Raw genomic sequence first — 23,033 nt, 5'->3', positions numbered from 1 at the left:
CTGGCGAACGCGACTGCAAGCGCAGTGCAGTGCGCGCAAGCCGGCGCCGATAGCTCGGCAATGCACATAAAAAAGGCCGCCCGAAGGCGGCCTTCCTTCCAGTCAGCAGGGGAGAGAGTCTGCCGTCAGAAGAACAGGCGCACGCCGAACGAGGCGCTGCGGCCAGGAAGCATCACATCGTCCTTGAGGAAGGAGGTGTGCACGCGCGCGTCCTGGTTGGTCAGGTTGTTGCCGTCCAGGAACACTTCCCACGCCGTGCTGCCGCGGTCCACGTGATACGCCAGATGTGCATCGACGAAGGTGTAGCCGTCGGTCGGCGTTTCGTTCACTGCCACCTTGTCCTGCTTCATGGTGCGGGTGGCACCGAGCGATGCGCGCCACTGCTGCGCATCCCAGCGCAGCTGCGCACCGAAGCGGCCCGGTGCGATCCGCGGCAGGTTGCCGCCATCGTTCAGGCGCGCCCGCACGGTATCCCCGAACACGCGCAGGTCCCACGCACCGTTCTCGTTGTTGGCCAGGTGGACGGTGGCCTCGCCTTCGAAGCCGTGGAAGATCGCATCGGCCTGCGTCCACTGGCGAATCGGCAGGAAGTCGTTGTCTTCTTCGTTGAACCACTGGCCGCCGGTGTCGACGATGTAGACGAAGTCGTTGTAGCGGTTGTAGTACGCCGCCACCTTGGCATCCACCCATTCGTTCTGGAAATTCAATCCCAGCTCGGCCTGGTTGGCCTTCTCGGTCTTCAGGTTGGCGTCGCCGATTTCGAAGGCGAGGGTAGCGATATGCGGGCCGTTGGCGAACAGTTCTTCTTCGGCCGGCGCGCGCTCGGCATGGTCCAGGTTGGCGGTCAGACGCCATTGTTCGTTGAAGCGGAAACCGCCGCTGGCCGAGAAGCTGGTCGGCGTGAAATCGCGATCCACGCCGACATCGGTCTGGTACTTGACCTTGTCCACGCGCGCGCCGACTTCCGCGGTGACCCGCTCCCAACTGTTGCGCGCAACGGCAAATGCGCCGAGCGAGCGTGTATCGGTCTTGGGCACGAAGGATTCTTCGCCGATCGCCTGGAAGGTGCTGTCGCTGCCTTGCAGGCCGAATGCAGTCTGCCAGCCGCCGCCAAACGTGAACGAGGCTTCCACGCGGCCTTCGTTGGCCCGCTTGGTGAACACGGTGCCGACTTCGGCGCCTTCGAATTCGGTATGTGCGTAATCGGTATGGCCGAAGCTGTAACGCAACGCGCTGCCTTCGCCCCACGGATCGGTCAGCCCGCCCTTGAGGTCGTAGCGGTCCTGCTGCAGTTTCAGCGACACGCCGCGCTCGCCGATGGACGGGTCGCCCGGCTCGCCCGGGTTGCCGTAGTTGTCGCGGAAACGCGATGCCGACAGGCCGACAAACCCCCAGTCGCCGGACAGCGATGCACCGATCGAGCCCACCTTGGAATCGATCCAGCTGTTGAGCTGGCGACCTTTCGGCGTGTCGTAGTCGTTCTGGTTGCGATACACGCCATCGGCGTGGATCGACAGCCCGCTGCCATTACCGGCATCGACGCGGAACATATCGGTGTTGCCGTCCTTGTCGCCGCCGTCCAAGCGCACTTCGGCGCGCCCGCTGAAGCCGTCCACCGGGGTCTCGGCGATGCGCCCGTCGACCACGTTGACCACGCCGCCGATGGCGCCGGAGCCATACAGCAAGGTCGAAGGACCCTTCAGCACTTCGATCTGGTTGGCCAGGAACGGCTCGATCGCCGGGGAATGGTCCTGGCTGACGGTGGATACGTCCTGGGTGGACAGGCCGTCGCGCAGCACTGCCACGCGCGGGCCGTCCAGGCCGCGGATGATCGGCCGGCCCACGCCGGGTCCGAAGTTGGAACTCTGCACGCCGGGCAGGCTGGCCACGGTTTCGCCCAGGCTGGAACTGCGCACCTCGTCCAGACGCTCGCCGGCCAGCACTTCCACCGGGCGGCTCAACTCACCGGCCGCATCGCGCAGCGGGCTGGCGGTGACCACCACCTTGTCCAGATCCTTGATATGACGCCCACTGGAGGGGCTGGCATCGTGGCGCGTGTCCGAACTGGGCGGGGTCTGCCCATCGGCAGCGACCGGAGCGTCCTCGGCCATGGCCAGGGCAGGGGTCAGCAGGCTGGTCAGGGCCAGCGAGAGCGCAGAACGGCGGAAAGAGGGAGCAAAAGGGGGCATGGTGGACCGGACTCTGTAATTGTTACTGTGTATCAGTGGTAAGGCGCAGCTTTCCTGCTGCGCCGGCGGCGAGCCCGCATGACTGCGCGATGCACTGATGCGGGGCTGGAACAGTAAGATGTTATATTATTCCACGTCGCCGCGAGTACCCTGCTGGACGTCATGCCTCTACCAACCCTTCGCCATCTTCTTGACCGCTTCGGCGCAACCGGCTCGCTGCTGTGCGCGGTGCACTGTGCGGTATTGCCACTGGTGCTGGCGCTGGCGCCTTCGCTGGGCCTGTCGTTCTGGCTGGGCGACGGGGTGGAACGGGCCATCGTGGTGTTCGTGACGCTGCTGGGCCTTTTCAGCCTTGTGCTCGGGTATCGCCGGCATAAAGCGCTGCATGCACTGGCGTTGCTGCTGCCCGGCCTGGGGTTGCTGTGGCTGGGCCTGCTGTACGACCCGCTTCATCATTCGGTGGTGCCGCATGCGGTGGTGATGACGCTGGGCGGCGCCCTGGTCGGTATCGCCCACCTGGTCAATCTGCGTCTGAATCACGGGCATGGGCATGTGCACGACGCCAGCTGCGCGCACTAAGGGCGGCTAACAACACGACTGCGCAGCCGCCAGGCGGGCGCGGCCGGTGCTCGGAATCGGCATGTACCACGCGTACGCTAAGGTTCTGAGCGCGCCGTTCGTGCCCACCTGATAGCTGCTCGCTACGTTTTGTTAGTCGCACTAAGCCTTTGTCGTAGTGCGGTTGCGTCGCCGCCAGGCCGATGCGGACAGCGGAGTTCCTCCACGTCTGCCCCCGCATTTTCTGGCTGCTCTGCTGCTCCAACCGCGGCCGCGCACAGTCCACGACTGCATGCATCGTTCTTGGGTCGATCAGTGCCGCAAGGCGGCCGGGCGCTGCCCAGCTACGCGCGCCGGGGCCGCCGTGGTAGGCTTGTCGGCCTTGCGCGAGGGCGCCGCCGGTGAAACCTCGCCAGACCTGTGCCAGCACGGGAATTTGTATTCACATTCAGGAGTCGACGAAATGGGTAAGGGTGACCGTAAGACCGCCAAGGGCAAGCGCTACAACGCCAGCTACGGCAATTCGCGTTCGCACGCGGTGAGCAAGGTTGTCGTGGGTGCAGCTGCCCCGGTTGCCAAGAAGGGCGTGGTCAAGGCCCCGGCCAAGAAGGCCGTCGCCAAGAAGACCGTCGCCAAGGCCGGCTGATCCCGGCCAGCTTCGCGACACCAGAACGCGGCGCTTGCGCCGCGTTTTTTTATGTCCGCTGTCCGGCATTGCCTGGCCGGCATCGTGAAGGCGCCGGCTGGCCAGGCGATGCCCGATCAGGTCGCGGCAACGTCTTTTCCCCCGGCACGTTCATGGACCCGGCGTACGTGTGCGCGCTGGCTTAGGCCCGGCGCCACCTGATCAACGCCGGGACATGTGGTCGATCACCAGGCGACCCGGCACTGAATCATTGCTGTCGCAGCCGGCCGCGCTGCGCACTGCTGGCCGGCCGCATCCAGCGTCAGTGACCAGGCGCGGAAGTCGTCGGTGCCACGGTAGCGCCACCCGGTGCCAGCAACTGCTCGGCCAGGCCACGATAGATCGGCGTCTTGCAGACCAGCCCGGAGACTGCGCGCGCGATCAGTACGGTGGCCAGGATCGGCAGCAGCATCTGGCTGGTGTCGGTGAGTTCCAGCGAAATCACCGCCGAGGTCAGCGGCGCCTGGGTCACGCCGGTGAGATAGGCGCACATGCCCAACAGCACGAAGGTGCGCGGGTCCACGCTGGGCATCAGTACCGAGAGGTTGTGGCCGATGCCGGCACCCACTGCCAGCGCCGGCGAAAACAGGCCACCTGGAATGCCGGCCAGATACGAGACCAGGTTGGCGATGAGTTTCATCATGCCGAACTCGTGGCCGACCACCGCATGCCCCTGCACCAGGCTGCGCGCCTGTTCGTAGCCGGTGCCGAAGGCGCCTTGCCCGAACACCAGCGCCAGCCCGACCAGGGCAACGCCGCACGACGCGGCCAGCAGCACCGGATGCCGTTGGCGCAGCGCGCCCAACCAGCGCGGTTTGCCGCTGACGCTGGCCAGCACCATCCGCGCGAAGATGCCGCCGAGTAACCCGGCCACGCTGCCGCACAAGGCGATCGCCAGCCAGGCCTGGCCCAAGGGCAAGGCCACGGCCACCTTGCCGAAATAGGTGTAGTTGCCCAGCAGGCCCAGCGACACCACCCCACCGACGATCACCGCGGTGAGCAGGGTGCCGGAAAAGCGGTGCTCGAAACGCCCGCTCAGTTCTTCAATCGCAAAGACCACGCCCGCGAGCGGGGTATTGAATGCGGCCGCGATACCGGCGGCGCCGCCGGCGAGCAGGAAATGCGAGAGCTCGCGTGGGTCGCGAAAACCGAACCAGCGCCCGAACACATGCATCAGGCTGGCGCCGACATGCACGGTGGGTCCTTCGCGTCCCACCGATGCGCCGCCGAGCAGCGACAAGGTGGTCAACGCGAGCTTGCCAACCGACACGCGCAACGAGAGGTTGCTGTCGCGAAACGCCGGCTCCGGGTGCTCCAGCGCGGCTATCACCTGCGGGATGCCGCTGCCGCGCGTGGGCCGCAGCGCACCGGAGGTGAGCCAGGCGAGCAGCGCGAAGATGCCCGGCGTCAGCAGCAGTGCCCACCAGATCGAGTGTGCGGTGATGCGTTGAAATAGATGAAAGGCCGCGTCGCTGGCCTTGGCGAATACGATCGCCACCAGCGCCACCGCAATGGCGCCGCCCCACAGTGCAGCGCGACGACGCCAGCCTTCGCTGGACAACAACGGCCGCAAGCGACGCGACGGGGGATTGGAACCAGACATTGCGTCATTGTCGCACTGCTGGGCCGCAGCGGTGTCTACAGCGAGCCACATTCCTGCGCTGTCGCCGACATGAGCCGCGCGGCCACGACGTAGCGCGGCGTCTTGCCTGCGTGCGCGTTTTCGGCGTGGATGCTGCGCGCGCGCATGGCGGCGTTGCTGCGGGTGCCGGTCGCGTCTATTTGGCGTCGGCTGCCGGCGGCACGCGCAAGGCCGGCAGCAAGGTTGCCGGGTTGCCATCGTTGGGCGCGGCCGGAATACCCAGCAGCCGGGTCATCAGCGCATAGACATCCACGTTGTCGAAGCCTGGCAGTGTCTTGCCTTGCGCCAGGTCCGGGCCTTGCGCCAGGAACACCGCCCGCATCGACGCCAATGCCGGATCGAAGCCATGCGAGCCACGTGTGCCCCGCTGCGCGCGTTTGGCAAGCTTGTCCGGGAAGAGTGCATCCCAACCTTCGTGCATCTGGCACACGATCGACGGAATGCGCGGGTGGCTGCCGTACTGCCAGCGTGCCGGCAGCTCCGCCTTGCGCCAGCAGTCGTAGTGGTCGTGCGCACCGAGCACGCTGGCCTCGGCAGCGTCCTGTTGCCCGGGCAGTGGCTGCAAGCCGATCACCTGGCCATCGGTGATTGCGGTGGCGATCTGCGGCGGCGCGATGTCTTCCACGCTGATCGCATGCCCCGGCGCAACCTCGGCCATGCCATGGTCGGAGACCACGATGATGTTGGTGCGCGTACGCGTGCCATCGCGTTGCATGCCTGTCAGCAGCCGGCCGATGGCCGCATCCACCGCGCGCACGGCGTCGGCGTATTCGCGCGATTCCGGGCCGTGGTCGTGGCCGGCTTCGTCCACATGTTCGAAGTAGAGCGTGACGAGGCGATTGTGCCGGGCGCCGTCGGTTTTCAGCCAGCCCCGCACTGCGTCCACGCGCGTGTCCAGGCGCACGCCTTTTTGATAATGGCGCCACTGCGACGGGCGTACGCCCTTGATTGCCGCCTCGCTGCCTGGCCACGACCAGGTGGCCGCATGCTGGCCGCTGTTTTCCACGCCCACCCACACCGGTTCGCCGCCCCACCAGCGCGCATCGCCCACCGCCTCGGACTTGCTCAACCAGAAACCCCCAAGTGTCGGGTCGCGCATGCTGTTGTGCACGATGCCGTGGTGGTCCGGGCGCAGCCCGGTGACCAGGGTGTAGTGATTGGGAAACGTCAGCGACGGATACGAGGGCGTCATCCAGCGCGCACGTACGCCTTCGCGTGCCAGTTGCGACAGGTTCGGCGTGATGCCGCGATCGAGCATGTCCGCGCGCAGGCCGTCGATGGAGATGAGCAGCAGTGTGTGCGGGGTGCTGGCCGATGCGGTCTTGGGCGCTGCAGTCGGCACCTGCGTGGGCGCGCTGCGCGCAGATGGCTGGCTGCTACAGGCCGCAAGCAAGGCAAGCGCCGCTGCGGCAACTCCAAAACGTCGGTCGATCATGGCGTCAGTTTACGGCGCAGCGATGACGCCGCGAAGTCAGCCAGTGCGCACTGCCGAGGCAGGTGCAAACAGATCGTCGGCGCGCGCGCCACGCGGGGACCAGCCTTCCAAATGCAACAAGGCCTGCTTGGTCGGCAGGCCGCCGCCGAAGCCGGTCAACGTGCCATTGGCGCCGATCACGCGATGGCAGGGCAGCACGATCGGCAGCGGATTGCGTCCGTTGGCAGCGCCCACCGCGCGGCTCGCGGCCGGCTTGCCGACCGCCTGCGCAAGTTGCGCGTAGCTCCAGGTCTGCCCGAACGGAATCTGCGCCAGCGTGCGCCAGACCGTCAGCTGAAACGGTGTGCCGACCGGCGCCAGCGGCAGATCGAAACTGCGTCGCCCGCCATGCAGGTAATCGAGCAACTGTTCGCGTGCTTCGCGCACCAGCGGCGCATCAGGGTCGTGCAACCAGCGCGCACGGCCGATGGCGTCGTAGCGGTTCTGCGCGAACAGGATGTGGTGCACGCCGCTGTCGTCGGCGGCCACGCTCAGTGCGCCGATCGGCGAGGGAAAGGTGTCGTAGTGCAGTGTGCTCATGCGCGGGTGTCCTTGCGGTCGTTGGCCAGATGCCACAGGTGCAGCACGGCGTAGGCGCGCCACGGTCGCCACGCCTGCGAACGGGCCTCGGTGGCGCGTTCGCTCAGGCGCCCGGGAGCGCCGAGCACCTGCTGCAGGATCAGGTCGCCGGCCGGAAACGCGTCCGGATGCGACAACGCACGCATGGCCACGTAATGCGCGGTCCACGGCCCGATTCCGGGCAGCGCGGTGCAGGCAGCGATGAAATCAGGCAGGCGCTGCCCGGCACCGAAGTGCAGCTGGCCTTGCGCGCAGGCCGATGCCAGCGCACGCAGCGTGGCGGCGCGCGCACGCGGCAGCCCGAGTTGTTCCAGCGGCGCGTCGGCTAGCTGTTCGGGCGTGGGGAAACTGCGATCCAGTCCGGGTGGCATGTCGGCATGATGACCGCCATGACGGTTCACCAGCCGCGCTGCCAGCGTTGCTGCGCCGGCCACGCTGATCTGCTGGCCCAGCACCGCACGCACCGCCACTTCGAAGCCGTCCCAGCCGCCGGGCACGCGCAGACCGGGGCGGCGCGCGAGTGCCTCGGCCAGCAACGGTTCCGGCGCGAGCGTGGCGTGCACGGCCTGTAGGTCTGCATCCAGATCGAATAGCCGGCGCACGCGCCGCACGATCTGCGGAATCTGGCGCGGGTCGGTGGCGCCAATGCGCAGCAGCAGTTCCGCGCGCTGCGGTGCCGCGCTGACCTCGATCACGCTGGCCTTGCCCGGCGGGCCGATCACGCGCCGGTAGCCGTTGGCATCGACCTGCTCGATGCCCGGGATCGCGCGGCGCTGCAAGAAGGCCAGCATCGCCGGCAGATCCAGTGGCGGGCGATAGCCCAGGCGCAATGTCAGTTCGCCGCCGGGGACCTCGGTACGCTGCTTGCGCAATGCAGAGGGCGGCATGCCGCAGCCCTGCAGGAAGGCTGCATTGAAGCGGCGCAGGCTGTTGAAGCCTGCCGCAAGCGCCACCTCGGTGACCGGCAGGGCGGTTTCGGTCAGCAATTGCTTGGCCAGCAGCAGCCGATGCGTGCCGTGCACCTGGATCGGCGTGGCGCCCAGCTGCTGCACGAATTGCCGCTGCAGTTGGCGCGCGCTCAAGCCCACCGCATCGGCCAGCGTCTGCACCGGCTGCTCCTGCAGCGCGCCGTCGGCAATCATCGCCAGCGCACGCTGCACGCTTTCTTCGCCCAGATGCTGCTGCGCCTGCGGCGACAGCTCCGGCCTGCAGCGCAGGCACGGCCGGTAGCCGGCGGCGCTGGCTGCCGCGGCAGTGGGGTAGTAACTGACATTGGCCGGCTTCGGCGGCGGCGCCGGACACACCGGGCGGCAATAGATGCCGGTGCTGCGCACGGCGGTGAAAAACAGCCCGTCGAAGCGTGCATCGCGTGCCAGGCGGGCGCGGTCGCATTGGGTTCGGTCGGGCGTTGCGGTCTGCATGGCGCCAGTCTATGCGCTCGCCCTAGCGCCGGCTGGCCGTTTTCGGACAGGGTTGCGGCGAGCCCGCGCGTTCATGGCCGGGTCAACCCATCGACCCATTCAGCCATAGACTGCGGGTGATCTCCGTCGCGCTCCGTGCCCCACATCATGCTGAAATCGGTTTGTCTGTCATTTGCCTGCTTGCTCCTGCTGGCCGCCTGCGATCGGTCGGCGACCTCCGCCGATGCAGCGGTTGCGCAGCAGAGTGGTGCAGGGCAGGCAAACGATGGCGATCACATGGTGTCGGTGGATACGCCCGACCCGGTCCCGCCACCGCGCCCGCGCACGCAGGCGGGCGAGGCCGGCTGGCCGCAGGCGGAACTGGAATCGGGCCAGGCCTGGATCAGCTGCGCAACCGATTACAGCCGCGAGGCCGGCGACGGCACGTTGTTGCCGGCACTGGACCGGGCCAGCGTGGAAGCGGCGCTGGCGCCGTGCCGCGAGACCGGGCTGGTGCGGGTGCGCTACGCCGGCAAGATCAATGCAGGTTTTGCGGCGCTGGTGTGGCGGCTGGCCTCGGTCGCGGAGCAGTGGAAGTTGCCGCATCGCATCCTGGACCTGGATTCCAGTGGCGGGCAGGTGGAGGCGGCGATCCGCGCCGGCGATACCATCGGCGAGTCCAACTGGACCATCTGGGTGCGCGAAGGCTCGATCTGCCACAGCGCCTGCGTGTTCGTGCTGGCGGCCGGCGACAACCGCCTGGTCGCCGGCAAGGTCGGCATTCACCGCATGATGCGGATCAGCTCCAAGGCCACTTCGCGCGCCGAGCTCAATCGCGAACTGCGCGAGGTCTACGGCAACGTCAAGGATTACCTGGAGCGCAACGGCGTGGCGGTGGCGGTGGCCGACTTGATGATGACCGTGCCCAACCGCAGCCTGCGCCTGCTCAGCGTGGAAGAGTTGCGCGAATACGGGCTGGACGGCACCAACGCCGTGCAGGACGATCTGGAACGCATCCGCCAGATGCGCAAGTGCGGCGATGCCTTCGTACGCCGCAAGGACGCGTTTCTGGTCGCCTTCGACCAGAAGTGCAAGGGCGAGGGTGCAGACCTGGACGCGGTCAATGCCTGCGGCCTGGCCTTGAAGCAGCGCTTCGGCTTTCCGGATGGGGCCTGCCCGGAAGAAAGCCCGCTGGCCGAAACCGATGCCGCGGCGCTGCCGGCCAGCCCGACGTCCGAGACGCAGACCGGTGAGGCGCAGGCCGGCCAGACGCACAACGACCAAGCCCAGCGCGATGCCGCAGGTGCGGCGACACCTGCAGCCGAGCCAGACTCCGCGCCAGCGCAGGACGCGGCCCAGGCCGGCCCGTCGCCCGCGACGCACCCCGACGGTTGAACGCAGTGAGGGCTTCACGCGTATCGCACTGCGCGCTGCCTATCGTCGCTGCATCACAACCGAGCCGGGGGGCGTATGCGAGGCAAGACCAAGGGTGTGTTACTGGCATATCTACCTTCGGCCCTGTTGGTGCTGGTTGGCTTCGGTGTGGCCGAGCTGCTGCGTCTGGCCGCTGCCGCGATGCACGAACAATGGCCGGCGACGCTGGCCACCTGGCTGAGTCTGGCGGCGCTGATTGCCGCGATCGCGCGTGCCTTCTGGGTCAGTTGGCGTCTGTGGCGGCCGCGTGGCGTGGCGGCCGTACCGCCGGCTCCCGGGAGCGAGGTCTAGATCGCGTTGACAACGGCAATGGGAATTCAAGGTTGGTGCGTGCCTGTGCGGAATGCGCGCCTGGTCACTTCACGTGATTGCGGCACGCGTCCGCGCACCCAGCCGAGCCCGACATCTGCAGCATGCCTGCCACTCCAGACAGAAGGATGAAACGCCGCTGCCAGACCTGATGACTTCCAATGCGCGCATTGGTGGCCGGAGGTCTCTGCTCGCCGCTTGCGCGCTCGAGAAGTGTGTTTTCCAAAAGGCCCGCGTCAGCGCTTGCTTTGTCGCCCTCAGCGCCGTCCCCGGACCTGCAGCCGCAGACTTGTGTTGCGCATGACGCGCTCTAGACTGCGCTACCCACTAAAAGGTGGGTGGCGCCTCTCCCTTTCCACCCGATCCGTACAAGGTCCCCATCCAATGCTTCGTTCTCGTCTGGTTATCGTGTTGGCACTGGCTCCAGCGCTGGCGTTCGCTCAACAACCGCAGGCGGCCGGTCGCCCTGCCAGCCCGGCGGCAGCGCAACCGGCCGCTGCAGCGCCCGCAGGGCAGCCGGCGCTCAGCCCGGCGCAGCAGGCGCAGCTGACCAAGCAGAACACCGAGATGACTCAGGCCGCCTTGCGCGTGGCGCAGATGGTGGACGGCAACCAGGTCGCGTCCTTGTGGGATGGCGCGTCCAAGGTGGCCAAGACCGCGGTCAAGCGCGACGTCTTCGTCAGCCAGATCGGCACCGAACGCGCGCGGCTGGGTGCGGTGGTGGGGCGCGGGCAGGGCTCGGTCACGCGGGTCAAGTACGGTCCCGGCGCGCAGGTGCCCGAAGGCCTGTATGTCAACGTCAGCTTCCCGACCCGTTTCGCCAAGGCGCAGCAACCGGTCCGCGAGCTGGTGTCGTTCCGTCTGGACGAAGACAAGACCTGGCGGTTGGCCGGTTACAGCCTGCGCACGGCGGTGAAGTGATGTTTCCATCGGCCGGGAGAAACGTATGCAACTGACGATCGAGCTGCAGATGCTGGGCTGGGCGATGGTGCTCGGGCTGGTGCAATTACTGGCCGCCTCGGCCAGCATGACCGCCCAGCGCGGCACCAAGTGGAATGCCAGCGCACGCGATGGCGAGGCCAAGCCGCTCACCGGCGTGGCGGCGCGGCTGGACCGTGCGTTTCGCAATTATCTCGAGACCTTTCCGATCTTCGCGGCCGCCGTGCTGGCGGTGAGCGTGGCCGGGCGCACCAGCGCAGAAACAGCACTCGCCGTGCAGCTCTACCTGTGGGCGCGCGTGGCGTATGTGCCGGTGTATGCCGCGGGTATTCCGTACCTGCGCAGCGCCATCTGGGTGGTGTCGTTCTGGGGCATCATCAAACTGGTGCGCGCACTGCTGGGCATTTGATGCAGCGTCGCCGGCGGGTGTGAGCTTCAATCAGTCGCTTGCACCCGCGCCAGGATTGCATCGGTGGCCGCCTGCGTATCGCCGGTATGCAGGGCCTGCTCCAGCAGTGGAATCACCCAGGCGCAACCGGCCCTGGTCACCTCTGCACGCCAGTCGCCGCGCCAGGTATCCAGTTCGTGCAAGGCCAGCATGCTGCAGCCGCCTCGCTCGGCATGGCCGCCGCGGATGGACTGCTCCAGCCAGAACGGCTGGTCCGAGTCGATGGCGATCGAAAAAACACAGACGTCGTGGGTTGGATCGTCGGCCGAAGGTGCGTTGTTGCGCCGGCCGATCTCCACCACCTTCATGCGTCAGGCTCGGCGTCCGGGTTCCATGCCAATACGCGAATTTCCACATCGTCCAGCTGCACCAGCTGGCCGGGACGGATCTTGGCGGTCTTGCGCAGCTCCTGCACGCCGTCGACGCTGACCGCGCCGCTGGCGACGATCGCCTTGCCCTGGCCGCCGCTGTCGGCAATGCCGGCCAGCTTGAGCAACTGGTTGAGTTCGATGTAGTCGCCGTCCAGGTCGAATTCCAGGTATTGCATGGTGTGCTCGGTGGCAGGGAGGCCGCGATTATCCGCCTACTCGCGCTGGAAACGCGCGATCTGTTCCAGCAGGGTCTCGGTGCGGGCGACGCTGCGGCCGGCATGCGCGGCGTCCAGGCGTTCCAGCCAGGGGTGACCGCTGCGCTGCAGCCGTCGATAGCCCAGCCAGGTGCCGATGCCGCCGAGTACGCCCACCAGCAGGTTGCATAACAGCCAGGCGTACGGCAACGAAACGCCGGTGAAGGCCCGCCACGCAGCGTCTGCCACTGCCACCCACAGCACCCAGAACGCCACGCCCAGCCACGGCGCCACGCGTGTGCGCCAGCGCCGCAGCTGTGCAAGCGCGCGCTGTGTCTGCAGCAGTGGCCTGGCGAAATCCAACTGCGACAACAGCCACAGTTGACGGGCCGCAGACGCAGCCAGCGCAACGCACCACGCCTGCAGCAACACGCCGCCGACGACGGCAGCGGCCTGTTCGGCGAAACTGAGCCAACTGTGGGCAACGATGCCACTCACTGCGATGGCGCACAGCAGTTGCGCCGACTGGCTCAGCCACAACGGGCGCAGGTGGGCGCGTGCTGCGTGGCTGCGCAGGTCGCCGAGCACCTGGCCGGTGAGTGCGGCTTGTTGGTCCAGCCGTTGTTCCAGCGAACGCCAGGCCAGGGCGATGTCGTCCAGTTCCATGTCTTGCTCCGGTTGCGGATCGGTGGGGTTCACAGCTCGGCGCGAATGCGCGTTTTCAGTCGGCTGAGTTTGGTGGCGACATTGGTTTCGCTGATGCCGAGCACTTCGCCGATTTCGCGATAGCTGTGCTCGTCCAGATAGAGCAACAGCAGCGCGCGTTCCAGCGGCGGTTGCTGTGCGATGAAGGCATACAGCGCGGCTACCTGTTGCGCGCGTACAGGGTCGTGCGCCTGTGGATCGGCGATGCGCTCCATCACCGCATCCAGCGCGATCGGCTCGCCGGCCGCGCGGCGGCCGCGCAGATCGCTGATCGCCACGTTCAGGGCGATGCGGTACATCCAGGTGGAAAAGCGCCGACCCGGGTCGTAGCCGGGAAATGCCCGCCACAGTTGCGTGGCGATTTCCTGCGCCAGTTCGTCGCGGTCGTCGCGTCCGCGGCAATAGCTGGCCGCCACCTTCAGCACGATGCCGCGATGCTGCTGCAGCAGGGCGCTGAAGCGGGTGTGCAGGTCTGTGTCCAGGGGCGTGGCTCCGGTCGGGCAGGTCAAGGGACGACACGGGGGATGATTCGCGCAGCAGCGCAATTCCTCACAACCTGAATGGACTGTCACGAAAATTTCGACAGCAAGGGGGCTGAAGAGGCACACTATGCTGCTTTGCGCCTGCCGGCTCCGTGCGGCGCCTCCGGAGTTACCCATGACCCAAGAATCTTCCGCGCCGCTGCTGTTTGCAGATCTCGGCCTCTCGGACGCTGTGATGAAGGCCGTTGCCAATGTCGGCTACGAGTCGCCGTCGCCGATCCAGGCTGCCACCATCCCCGCGTTGCTGGCCGGTCGCGATGTGCTCGGCCAGGCCCAGACCGGCACCGGCAAGACCGCCGCGTTCGCGCTGCCGGTGCTGTCCAACGCCGATCTCCACCAGGTCAAGCCGCAGGCATTGGTGCTGGCCCCGACCCGCGAACTGGCCATCCAGGTCGCCGAGGCGTTCCAGAAATATGCCGAAGCCATTCCCGGCTTCCGCGTGCTGCCGGTCTACGGCGGCCAGCCGTATGCCCAGCAGCTGAGCGCGCTCAAGCGCGGCGTGCATGTGGTGGTCGGTACCCCGGGCCGGGTGATCGATCACCTGGACCGCGGCACCCTGGATCTGTCGCAGCTCAAGACGCTGGTGCTGGACGAAGCCGACGAAATGCTGCGCATGGGCTTCATCGACGACGTCGAAGCGGTGCTGAAGAAGTTGCCGGAGCAGCGCCAGGTGGCCTTGTTCTCGGCCACCATGCCGCCGGCCATCCGCCGTATCGCGCAGACCTATCTGAAGGACCCGGCCGAAGTCACCATCGCGGCCAAGACCACCACCTCGGCCAACATCCGCCAGCGCTACTGGTGGGTGAGCGGGCTGCACAAGCTGGACGCGTTGACCCGCATTCTCGAGGTCGAGCCGTTCGACGGCATGATCATCTTCGCGCGCACCAAGGCGGCCACCGAAGAGCTGGCGCAGAAGCTGCAGGCGCGCGGCATGGCGGCAGCGGCCATCAACGGCGACATGCAGCAGGCCGCACGCGAGAAGACCATCGCCCAGCTCAAGGACGGCAAGCTGGACATCCTGGTGGCCACCGACGTGGCCGCACGCGGTCTGGACGTGGAGCGCATCAGCCACGTGTTGAACTACGACATTCCCTACGACACCGAAAGCTACGTGCACCGCATCGGTCGCACCGGCCGTGCCGGGCGTAACGGCGACGCGATCCTATTCGTGACGCCGCGCGAGAAGGGCATGCTGCGCTCCATCGAACGCGCCACCCGTCAGCCGATCGAAGAGATGCAGCTGCCGAGCGTGGACGCGGTCAACGACACCCGCGTCGCGCGTTTCATGAGCCGCATCACCGAGACCCTGGCCGGTGGCCAGATCGACATGTACCGCGACCTGCTGCAGCGCTACGAAGCCGAAAACAACGTGCCGGCGATCGATATCGCCGCCGCGCTGGCCAAGCTGCTGCAGGGCGATGCCCCGTTCCTGCTGACCCCGCCGGTGCGCGGTGCGCGCGAGGACACTGCGCCGCGCGAACGTCATGAGCGTGCCGACCGCGGCGATCGCCCCCGCTTCGAGCCGAAGTTCGAACGTGGCCCGCGTGCCGACGGCGAGCGCGCTGCACGCCCGCCGCGCGGTGACGATGCCGGCGAGCGTCCACGCCGCGAGCCGGCCCCACGTGGCGAGCCGGAGTTCGGCATGGAGAGCTACCGCATCGAAGTGGGCCACAGCCACGGCGTGAAGCCGGCCAATATCGTCGGCGCGATCGCCAACGAAGCTGGGCTGGAAAGCCGCTATATCGGTCGTATCGACATCCAGGACGATTACTCGATTCTGGATCTGCCGGCCGACATGCCGCGCGAACTGCTGCAGCACCTCAAGAAGGTCTGGGTGTCTGGCCAGCAGCTCAACATGCGCAAGCTGGAAGACGGCGAAGCGGCCGCAGCGGCGTCCAAGCCGCGCTTCCCGCGTGGCGGCAAGCCGTCCGGTCGCCCGAACGGCCCGGGCCGTCCGATGGACCGCGCCGGCGCGCCGCACCGCAAGGGTCCGCCGAAGCCGCGCGGCGAGTAAGGCTGCCCGGCCCTGCTTGCAGGGATCCTGCAGACGGTCGGGTTGCCCAGTATCGCTATGCATCCAAGGGCATAGCGAGCAGGTAAGGCGTTACGGCGCCTCGAGGCGGCGGCGATCAGGCTGATCTAGTCAGCGTCGCTAACCCCTGTCGCATCACGCCAAGCGGGCATAGCCATACAGACTCGGCCGTTGCGGCCGTTACTGCCTTCAGGCGCCCAGTGGGCGCCTGAATCGCATTGGGGCGGCGAAGGACGGACGGCGATGGCGCAAGCAGTACGCGGCAAGGGCGGTGGGCAGACCATGCACCTGGTGCGTGGCTGGCTGACGCTTCCTCTTGCGCTGTTGATCGGCATCGCCGTCTGCATGACGGTGGTGTCGGCGCTGGTGATCGAAGTGCAGTCCGGCGCGACCGCCTGGATCGTCGGCCAAAGCCATTGGTCCAACGCCCAGCAGGAATCGGTGTACTGGATGGAGCGCTACCTGGGCAGCGGGGATACGGCCGATCTGCAGGCCGCCTGCCGCGCGCTGGAAGTGCCGCTGGGCGACCGCGCCGCACGCGTGGCGATCGAACAGCCGGTGATCGATTGGGACGCGGTCTACGCCGGTCTGACCGCTGGGCGTAATGCCCATGAAGACATGCCGCAAATGGTGCGGCTGTATCGCTACGGGCACCAATTTCCGTATCTCGGCGACGCCATCGCACTGTGGAAGCGCACCGACGCCGGCATCCTGCAACTGAGCGATCTGGCCGACCGCGCCGCTTCGGTGCAGGCCGCCAACCGGCCCGACCCGCGTGCGCTGCAGGCACTGCGCGATGAACTGCATCTGCTGGACGGCCGCATGCGTCACGACGCGTCCGAATTTCTGGCCTACCTGACCCGCTGCGCGCGGCTGCTGCACGATGTGATGGTGGTCTGCAGCCTGGCCACCTTGCTGCTGGTGTTGATCACCTGCGTACTGGCGATGCGGCGCATTCGCGATTATCTGCTGTCGCATGAAGGCCGCTTCCGTACTGCGTTTCAGCAGGCGGCGCTAGGCATGGTCAAGTTCGATCTGCGCGGCAACGTGCTGGATGCCAACGCGTCGATGGCCAACGTGCTGCTCTACCGGCCCGAAGAGTTGCAGGCCTGCACCCTGGCCGAGGTGATGCATCCGGAAGACATCAAGCTGGACAGCCGCGGCATGCTCGATTGGCCCAAGCTGCTGCAGTCCGGCGAATTGCGCTTCGTGCGTGCCGACGGCGGGGTGATGTGGGGCCGCTGGAGCGCGTCGTTGGTCGAGCCGGGGCCGGAAGAGCCGACCCTGGTGCTGGCGGTGATCGAAGATGTCTCGCACGCGCACGAGCTGGCCGACGAAGTGGCCTTCCATGCGCGCCACGACGCGATGACCGGGCTGATCAACCGGCATGAAATCGAACGCCGGCTGCTGCGCCTGATCGAGCTGCCGCAATCGCCGCAGATGTGCCACGCGCTGTGCTTTGTCGACCTGGATCATTTCAAGCTGGTCAACGACACCTTCGGGCATGCGGTCGGCGACAAGTTCCTGTGCCACTTCGCCGACGTGATCACCATGCAGCTGCGCTCTGGCGATTGGCTGGGGCGTCTGGGCGGCGATGAGTTCGCCATCCTGCTGGCCAATACCGACCTGGCGCAGGCGCAGGCCGTGCTGGAACGCATGCACGGCGTGCTCGGTCAACCGTGGAGCCATCAAGGGGGGCGACCGCTGACGCCCAGTTGCAGTTTTGGCGTGGTGGAGATTCGCCACGGCGTCAGCGACCTCACTACCTTGATGACCGCCGCCGATCTGGCTTGTCATGCGGCCAAGGAAGAAGGGCGCAACCGCGTTCGCTGCTTCAACGAGAACGATCTGGCACTGGCGCAGCGCCGCCACGATGGTGGCTGGATCAGTGCGGTGCAACAGGCGATCGCCGAAGAGCGTTTGCTGCTGTACGCGCAGAAAATCCAGGTGCTGAACGACCCGGGACGCCTGCAGTACGAGGTGCTGGTGCGCATGCGCGCCAGCGACGGGCGGGTGCTGAGCCCGGGTGAATTCTTGCCGGCAGTGGAGCGTTACGGCCTGGGGCGCATGGTCGATACCTATGTGCTGGAAGCGCTGTGCGCGCAGTTGGCGGCCAATCCGATGCATGTGGCGATGCTGGACCTGTGCCACGTCAATCTGTCTGCACAATCGATCGCGCAGCCGGATTTTCTCGACGTCGTCTGCGCCCTGTTCGAGCGCTACCCGGCACTGGTGCCGAAGCTGTGCATGGAGATCACCGAGACCGCGGTCATCGGCGATCTGGAACACGCGCAGCGTTTCGTGCAGAGCGTGCGCGCACGCGGGTGTCACGTGGCGCTGGACGATTTCGGCAGCGGCCTGGCCTCGTTCGGCTATCTCAAGCAATTCACCGTGGACGTGTTGAAGATCGATTGCGGCTTCGTCCGCAACTATGCGCACGATGCGGTGGATCGCGCGGCGGTGCATTCGATCGCCCAGGTCGGGCTGGCGCTGGGCATCGAGGTGGTCGCCGAAGGCGTGGAATCGGAGGCCGACATCCCCGGGCTGCGCGAGGCCGGCGTGGGCCAGGTGCAGGGTTTCAGCCTGCATCGTCCATGCCCGCTGGAAGAACTGTTGCACACGCCGCAGCTGGTGGCCGTCTCCGGGTAAGCGCGCTTGACCCGGGCGATGTCGGGCAGCGTCAGGCCGGTGCTGCGTGTACAACGCGGCTGGCGACTGCCTGCTGCCGATTGCTGGCGCGGTCAGCCGGCATGGCGCACGGCCTGCTCCAAATCGCCGATAATTGGCAAATGACGATCCGACTCAATAAATACATCGCCGAAACCGGCTTCTGCTCACGCCGCGAGGCCGATCGCCTGATCGGCGAACGAAGGGTCACCGTCAATGGCGTACCCGCCGGCACCGGCGCGGTGGTCGGCGCGGAAGATACCGTGCTGGTGGATGGCCAGCCGCTACGCATACGCGAGGCCAAGAAGCTCGGTGGTCGCAAGCACGTCTACATCGCGCTCAACAAACCGGTGGGCATCACCTGCACCACCGAGAGTTCGGTCAAGGGCAATATCGTCGAATTCGTCGGTCACGAGCAGCGCATCTTCCCGATCGGCCGGCTCGACAAGGACTCCGAAGGGCTGATCCTGATGACCAGCAACGGCAACATCGTCAACGAGATCCTGCGCGCGGAAAATCGCCACCAGAAGGAATATCTGGTCGCGGTCAACAAACCGGTCACCGATGAATTCCTGCGCGGCATGGCACGCGGGGTGCGCATCCACAACGAAACCACATTGCCGTGCCGCACCGCACGCATTGCCAAATTCGGCTTCCGCATCGTGCTGGAGCAGGGCCTGAATCGGCAGATTCGCCTGATGGCTGCCGAGTTCGGCTACCGGGTGACGCAACTGCGCCGGGTGCGCATCGACAACATCAAGCTGGCTGCGCTCAAGCCAGGGCAGTGGCGCAACCTCAGCGATGCGGAATTGCGCGGGCTGCTGCCGCAACGCACCGACTGGTAAGCGCCTGTGCCGGGCCGGCTGCATCGCAGTCAGGCCAGCGCAGCCGGCGTTTCGGACACGGCACATGCGCGCGCTGTAGTGCCGTGCTGCCGCACCAAACGTGCAACGCCGTGCCGGGTGCTTGCGCCCGCTGTATGGATCGCGCTTCGAAATATCCGATGCCGTCCAGGGCGGCGCTGCAGCGTAGGGTGCGCCCGATGGTGGCACTTGCCGGGCTCCGGCATACTTTCACAGATAACAGCCAGGGGGCGGCAGTGATCAAACCGGAATTGCCGAGCAACGAGGCCGAGCGGCTGGCCGCGCTGCGCCAGTACGACGTGCTGGATACGCCAGCCGAACGTGCATTCGACGACCTGACCATGATTGCCTCCACGCTGTGCGAGACGCAGATGGCGGCGGTGGTGCTGGTGGACGAAGACCGGCAGTGGTTCAAGTCTGCGCACGGTGCGCCACGCAGCGAAGCACCACGCGATATCTCGTTCTGCGCGCACGCGATCCTGAGCCCGGACGAAGTGCTGATGGTGGACGACACCTTGCTGGACCCACGCTTCCACGATAACCCGATGGTGGTCGGTAGCGGCGGGGTGCGCTTCTATGCCGGCGCGCCGCTGGTGACCAGCCAGGGCCTGGCGCTGGGCTCGCTGTGCGTGTTCGACCAGACCCCGGCGCATCTGCGCGAAGACCAGCGCGAGGCCTTGCAGGCATTGTCGCGGCAGGCCTCGCAGCTGCTTGAGTTGCGGCTGGCCGGCAGGCAGTTGCGCCAGCAGTTGCACGAGCGCGAGTGGTACGAACAGCAGATGGCTGGCTATTACGCGCAGATGGATGCGTTGAACGCCGACCTGGTCGAACAGACCCGCACCGATCCGTTGACCGGCCTGCCCAACCGGCGCGCGTTCGCGGTGGCATTGGCGGCGGCCACCGAACAGACGCGTGCGGTGGGCCAGCCGCTGTCGGTCGCGCTGCTGGACGTGGACCACTTCAAGACCGTCAACGATGTGCATGGGCACGATCAGGGCGATGCAGTGCTGCGCGAATTGTCCGCATTGTTGCGTGCGCATATGGCCGGTGCCGGCACCATCGCCCGGTATGGCGGTGAGGAATTCGTATTGCTGCTCCCCAATACGGATCTGCTGCAGGCACGCGTGCAATGCGAATACCTGCGCCAGAGCGTGGCGGCGATGACGATCGCGCTGCCGGTGACGGTGAGTATCGGTGTGGCGACCTTGTACCCGCAGGAAAGCGTGGAGGCGGTGATCAAGCGTGCCGACCAGGCCCTGTATGCGGCCAAGCGCGGTGGGCGCGATCAGGTGGTCGCACTGGAGTAGGGGCGCGTGGTTGCGCATCTGCCGATGCAGATCGCCTGGCCAGCGCATGGGACGTCGATTGCCGTATGCCGGGCGGCGCGGACGCCGCGCGATGCAGCGTGAACGCCGGCGTGCTTCAACGCGGCGGTCGCAGTGGACAAGCGCGATCTTGCAGCGCTGTGCAATCAGTCGACGATATTTTTCGCCTCGGCTGTGCCGAGCAATTCCGGGTGCGCCACCGTGCGCCGACGCTCCAGAACCGGATGCAGGAACACCGCGCCGAGAATGATCGCCACGCCGAGATAGAACTGCAGGGTCAGTTCGCGTTGTTCGCCCAGCAGCGCGATCGCCAGCACGATGGCGTACACCGGTTCGAGATTGGTCACCAATTGCACCGAATAGGCGCTCAGATGCCGCAAGGCGACCAGCGCCAGCGCAAATGGCAGCAAGGTGCAGGCCAGCGATAACGCCAGCAGCAACACGCCATCGTGCAGGCTGGGCACCACCAGCAGATCGCCATGCAAGGCCGGCAGCAGCAGCGGCATCGCCGGTGCAAGCAGGGTCAGGGTCAGCGTGCCGGCGCCCAGTTCCAGCGCGGTGACGGTGAGCGGGTCGGCATGCGCCACCATGCGCTTGTTGAGCGAGCCGAATAGCCCGACGAACACCGCCGAAATCGCGCCCACCACCACGCCGGCCCGCATGCCGTCCGGCACCCCGCCGACGACCAGCGCCACGCCGGGCAACACGGCCAGCCCGAACAGCAGCTCGCGCGGACGGAACGGGCGATGCGTGACCAATGGCTCGATGACCGCGGTGAAAACCGGCGCCAGTGCGATACAGGTCGCCGCCACCGATGCATTGGCCAGCTTGATCGCGCCGTAGAAGGTAAGCCAGTGCAAGGCAACCAGCGCGCCGATGCCGCAATAGCCCAGCACCACACGCCCGGACAAGCCACGCAACCCACGCCACACGCGTGGCCACAAGGCCAGTGCCACCACCACGATCAACATGCGCCACCACACCAGCGGCAGTGCCTGCAGCGTGATCAGCTTGCCCAGGATCGCGGTGATGCCCCAAAGCAGGACGCAGAAGTGGATTTGCAGTTGCGCCTTGCGCAGGTCGGTCGTGGGCATGCGCCATTGTCGCCGAAAACTGCGTGATGTTGCGCTGCAAGGGACGCGGCGCCGGCGTGCAGCGGCGGGGTGGAGGGATGGCTGGCCAGGCTGTCGCGCAGCAATCGTGCGACCCGCCAGCCATCGGCCGACCTGGATCACGGCAGGATGGCCGAGGAGCGATGCACCAGCCCACGCCGCGATCGATCGTGGCACCTCAGCGCTCAGCGCTGTGCGCAAGAGACGGCCGCGTCAACCATCGCGGATTGCCCTCATGTGCGGACCAAGGGCGGCTGATAAAACGGCAAGCCGTCGTCAGATGGGCTGCCGACGCCGCACGCAGAATCGAACGTACGCATGGAACCTGCCGATCCGAAGCGGCGGCGCTGTCGTGTTGCTAGCTGCCCTGACGCGCCGACACTTCTTTCAACAACGCCATCGCCGCTGCCGGGTTGCGTTCCTTCGCCGCACTGATGAAAAACACGAAGACCTCGCGCGGCTGCCGTGCCGGCGCTGCCGAAGCGTCCACGTGCGGCAGATCGGCCGGGTCTTCGCCGCGGCGCCAGGCCTGGATGCGCTCTGCCCAACGCGCCAGTGCCGGCGCCGGATACCCTGCATGCAGGCGCGCCTGGCTGCGCATCAGACGCGCATAGACGAAATCCGTGGAGAGATCGGCGAACGAGGGGTGCTCATCCGAATCGGTGAACACCGTGGCCACGCCATGGCCGCGGACCAATGCGAGCAGCGAGGCATCTACCGCATCGTGGTCGCGGATCTCCAGCACATGGCGCAGCGCACGCGGACCTGCACGCTTGGGCAGCAACGACAAAAACGCGTCCAGATCGTCGGCCTGCAACCGGTGCCCTTGTTCGAATTGCCACACCAGCGGCCCAAGCGTATCGCCTAGCTCGACAATGCCGCCGATGAAATCTTCCACCTGCGCCCTGGTGCCAGCCAGCTTGCGCGACTGGGTAATGCGGCGCGGCGCCTTGGCCGAGAACACGAAGCCGGGCGGCACTTCATCGCGCCACTTCGCGTAAGTGGCCGGCTTCTGCGTGCCGTAATAGGTTCCGTTGATTTCGATGGCGGTGACGTGGCGGCTTGCGTATTCCAGCTCGCGGCGCTGAACCAGGCCTTCCGGGTAGAACATGCCTGCGCGCCACGGCGCATACACCCAGCCACCAATGCCGATGTGGATACCTTCGAGGGCGGGCGGGGCGGAAGCGAACAGATCGGTCATTGCATGGAGACTCGCTGGCGAGGTCGTGCGTCATTGCGGATGCGTCGATGGGTGCGACGCGTGCCGGCCGATCATAGCCGTGGCGCAGGTGGCGCGATGAGAAAATGCGTTGCCAATGGGCGCCGCGGGGCAGTGCAATGGTTGAGCCCGCACGACGCAACGTTGCATGGCAGGCTGGCGGTCGTGCCAACGTTGGGTTACGCCTGCGCTGGTCTGCCGCGCCGGCGTTGCACGCTGCTGGAGATGGGCTGCGCAAGCCGCAGACGGCGTAGCTGCCGGAAACCCACGCCTTCTGCGTTGCGCGCCTCGACGGAGACCATACGCGGCAAGCGCCGCATGGCGACTGCCTTGTAGCGACCATCAC

21 protein-coding genes and 1 other RNA gene are annotated in these 23,033 nt (G+C 66.8%); 11 read left to right on the top strand and 11 right to left on the bottom strand.

The window, feature by feature from the left end; all coding sequences use genetic code 11:
* Nucleotides 1–125: 125 nt before the first annotated feature.
* A complete protein-coding gene (locus tag ACCQ07_RS14075) occupies nucleotides 126–2,189 on the bottom strand; it encodes a TonB-dependent receptor (protein ID WP_071117448.1) in 2,064 nt (687 codons plus the stop codon).
* Between the two features lie 162 nt (nucleotides 2,190–2,351).
* Between ACCQ07_RS14075 and ACCQ07_RS14070 the strand changes: the two genes are divergently transcribed.
* The 3 genes from ACCQ07_RS14070 to ACCQ07_RS14060 all read left to right on the top strand — a co-directional run bounded on the left by ACCQ07_RS14070 (nucleotide 2,352) and on the right by ACCQ07_RS14060 (nucleotide 3,393).
* Nucleotides 2,352–2,768 (top strand): MerC domain-containing protein, encoded by a 417-nt coding sequence (locus ACCQ07_RS14070; protein ID WP_008571877.1) that lies wholly within the window; start codon nucleotides 2,352–2,354, stop codon nucleotides 2,766–2,768.
* 61 nt (nucleotides 2,769–2,829) lie between these two features.
* Nucleotides 2,830–2,906, top strand: a non-coding RNA gene (locus tag ACCQ07_RS14065) — sX9 sRNA.
* A gap of 304 nt (nucleotides 2,907–3,210) precedes the next feature.
* Nucleotides 3,211–3,393, top strand: a complete 183-nt coding sequence (locus ACCQ07_RS14060) for a 30S ribosomal protein THX (RefSeq protein WP_008571876.1) — start codon at nucleotides 3,211–3,213, stop codon at nucleotides 3,391–3,393.
* A 301-nt stretch (nucleotides 3,394–3,694) separates the two neighbouring features.
* Here the strand turns inward: ACCQ07_RS14060 and ACCQ07_RS14055 are convergent, their stop codons facing one another.
* From ACCQ07_RS14055 to ACCQ07_RS14040, 4 genes are all read right to left on the bottom strand, one after another.
* Nucleotides 3,695–5,086: a chloride channel protein gene (locus ACCQ07_RS14055; RefSeq protein WP_139790274.1), complete on the bottom strand. Its 1,392-nt coding sequence runs from the start codon at nucleotides 5,084–5,086 to the stop codon at nucleotides 3,695–3,697.
* Between the two features lie 124 nt (nucleotides 5,087–5,210).
* Complete coding sequence (locus ACCQ07_RS14050) at nucleotides 5,211–6,509, bottom strand: alkaline phosphatase family protein (RefSeq protein ID WP_372363397.1); 1,299 nt, start codon at nucleotides 6,507–6,509, stop codon at nucleotides 5,211–5,213.
* A gap of 36 nt (nucleotides 6,510–6,545) precedes the next feature.
* Nucleotides 6,546–7,088: a methylated-DNA--[protein]-cysteine S-methyltransferase gene (locus ACCQ07_RS14045; protein WP_372183509.1), complete on the bottom strand. Its 543-nt coding sequence runs from the start codon at nucleotides 7,086–7,088 to the stop codon at nucleotides 6,546–6,548.
* On the bottom strand, nucleotides 7,085–8,548 hold the full coding sequence (locus tag ACCQ07_RS14040) for an AlkA N-terminal domain-containing protein (RefSeq protein WP_122272552.1): 1,464 nt from the start codon (nucleotides 8,546–8,548) through the stop codon (nucleotides 7,085–7,087). The genes ACCQ07_RS14045 and ACCQ07_RS14040 overlap by 4 nt, the downstream gene beginning before the upstream one ends.
* 147 nt (nucleotides 8,549–8,695) lie before the next feature.
* On the opposite strand from ACCQ07_RS14040, the gene ACCQ07_RS14035 reads away from it, so the two are divergent.
* The 4 genes from ACCQ07_RS14035 to ACCQ07_RS14020 all read left to right on the top strand — a co-directional run bounded on the left by ACCQ07_RS14035 (nucleotide 8,696) and on the right by ACCQ07_RS14020 (nucleotide 11,618).
* Nucleotides 8,696–9,922, top strand: coding sequence for a COG3904 family protein (locus ACCQ07_RS14035; protein ID WP_372363396.1), 1,227 nt, complete (start codon nucleotides 8,696–8,698; stop codon nucleotides 9,920–9,922).
* A 75-nt stretch (nucleotides 9,923–9,997) separates the two neighbouring features.
* Nucleotides 9,998–10,252, top strand: coding sequence for a hypothetical protein (locus ACCQ07_RS14030; protein WP_005912872.1), 255 nt, complete (start codon nucleotides 9,998–10,000; stop codon nucleotides 10,250–10,252).
* Nucleotides 10,253–10,654: 402 nt separating this feature from the next.
* Entirely contained in the window at nucleotides 10,655–11,191 is a 537-nt protein-coding gene (locus tag ACCQ07_RS14025; protein WP_011348040.1) for a DUF4019 domain-containing protein, read from the top strand.
* Between the two features lie 25 nt (nucleotides 11,192–11,216).
* Entirely contained in the window at nucleotides 11,217–11,618 is a 402-nt protein-coding gene (locus tag ACCQ07_RS14020) for an MAPEG family protein (protein ID WP_017155823.1), read from the top strand.
* A 26-nt stretch (nucleotides 11,619–11,644) separates the two neighbouring features.
* Here the strand turns inward: ACCQ07_RS14020 and ACCQ07_RS14015 are convergent, their stop codons facing one another.
* From ACCQ07_RS14015 to ACCQ07_RS14000, 4 genes are read right to left on the bottom strand one after another with little or no spacing between them, the layout of a single operon-like run.
* Nucleotides 11,645–11,965 carry a hypothetical protein gene (locus ACCQ07_RS14015; RefSeq protein WP_122272554.1) on the bottom strand — a complete coding sequence of 107 codons (321 nt, stop codon included), beginning with the start codon at nucleotides 11,963–11,965 and terminating at the stop codon, nucleotides 11,645–11,647.
* Entirely contained in the window at nucleotides 11,962–12,204 is a 243-nt protein-coding gene (locus ACCQ07_RS14010) for an RNA-binding S4 domain-containing protein (RefSeq protein ID WP_005912879.1), read from the bottom strand. Before ACCQ07_RS14010 ends, ACCQ07_RS14015 begins: the two co-directional genes overlap by 4 nt.
* 36 nt (nucleotides 12,205–12,240) lie before the next feature.
* Nucleotides 12,241–12,888 (bottom strand): hypothetical protein, encoded by a 648-nt coding sequence (locus ACCQ07_RS14005; protein WP_277574002.1) that lies wholly within the window; start codon nucleotides 12,886–12,888, stop codon nucleotides 12,241–12,243.
* 29 nt (nucleotides 12,889–12,917) lie between these two features.
* Nucleotides 12,918–13,436 carry a sigma-70 family RNA polymerase sigma factor gene (locus tag ACCQ07_RS14000; RefSeq protein ID WP_008576880.1) on the bottom strand — a complete coding sequence of 173 codons (519 nt, stop codon included), beginning with the start codon at nucleotides 13,434–13,436 and terminating at the stop codon, nucleotides 12,918–12,920.
* A gap of 148 nt (nucleotides 13,437–13,584) precedes the next feature.
* On the opposite strand from ACCQ07_RS14000, the gene ACCQ07_RS13995 reads away from it, so the two are divergent.
* From ACCQ07_RS13995 to ACCQ07_RS13980, 4 genes are all read left to right on the top strand, one after another.
* Nucleotides 13,585–15,483, top strand: a complete 1,899-nt coding sequence (locus ACCQ07_RS13995; protein WP_046931892.1) for a DEAD/DEAH box helicase — start codon at nucleotides 13,585–13,587, stop codon at nucleotides 15,481–15,483.
* Nucleotides 15,484–15,744: 261 nt separating this feature from the next.
* A complete protein-coding gene (locus ACCQ07_RS13990) occupies nucleotides 15,745–18,150 on the top strand; it encodes a putative bifunctional diguanylate cyclase/phosphodiesterase (RefSeq protein ID WP_029819818.1) in 2,406 nt (801 codons plus the stop codon).
* 140 nt (nucleotides 18,151–18,290) lie between these two features.
* On the top strand, nucleotides 18,291–19,013 hold the full coding sequence (locus tag ACCQ07_RS13985; protein ID WP_014090599.1) for a pseudouridine synthase: 723 nt from the start codon (nucleotides 18,291–18,293) through the stop codon (nucleotides 19,011–19,013).
* Nucleotides 19,014–19,210: 197 nt separating this feature from the next.
* A complete protein-coding gene (locus ACCQ07_RS13980) occupies nucleotides 19,211–20,338 on the top strand; it encodes a GGDEF domain-containing protein (protein WP_033478757.1) in 1,128 nt (375 codons plus the stop codon).
* Nucleotides 20,339–20,502: 164 nt separating this feature from the next.
* On the opposite strand, the gene ACCQ07_RS13975 is transcribed toward ACCQ07_RS13980, so the two are convergent.
* Both ACCQ07_RS13975 and ACCQ07_RS13970 read right to left on the bottom strand, forming a co-directional pair.
* Nucleotides 20,503–21,450 carry a DMT family transporter gene (locus ACCQ07_RS13975; protein WP_003487571.1) on the bottom strand — a complete coding sequence of 316 codons (948 nt, stop codon included), beginning with the start codon at nucleotides 21,448–21,450 and terminating at the stop codon, nucleotides 20,503–20,505.
* A gap of 376 nt (nucleotides 21,451–21,826) precedes the next feature.
* Complete coding sequence (locus tag ACCQ07_RS13970) at nucleotides 21,827–22,669, bottom strand: DUF72 domain-containing protein (protein ID WP_008573497.1); 843 nt, start codon at nucleotides 22,667–22,669, stop codon at nucleotides 21,827–21,829.
* Between the last annotated feature and the right edge of the window lie 364 nt (nucleotides 22,670–23,033).

This window comes from Xanthomonas sp. NCPPB 3583, assembly GCF_041475715.2.
Classification (GTDB): Bacteria; Pseudomonadota; Gammaproteobacteria; order Xanthomonadales; family Xanthomonadaceae; genus Xanthomonas; species Xanthomonas euvesicatoria.
Note: the sequence above shows the minus strand (reverse complement) of the source record. Positions and strands in the feature narration are given on the sequence as shown.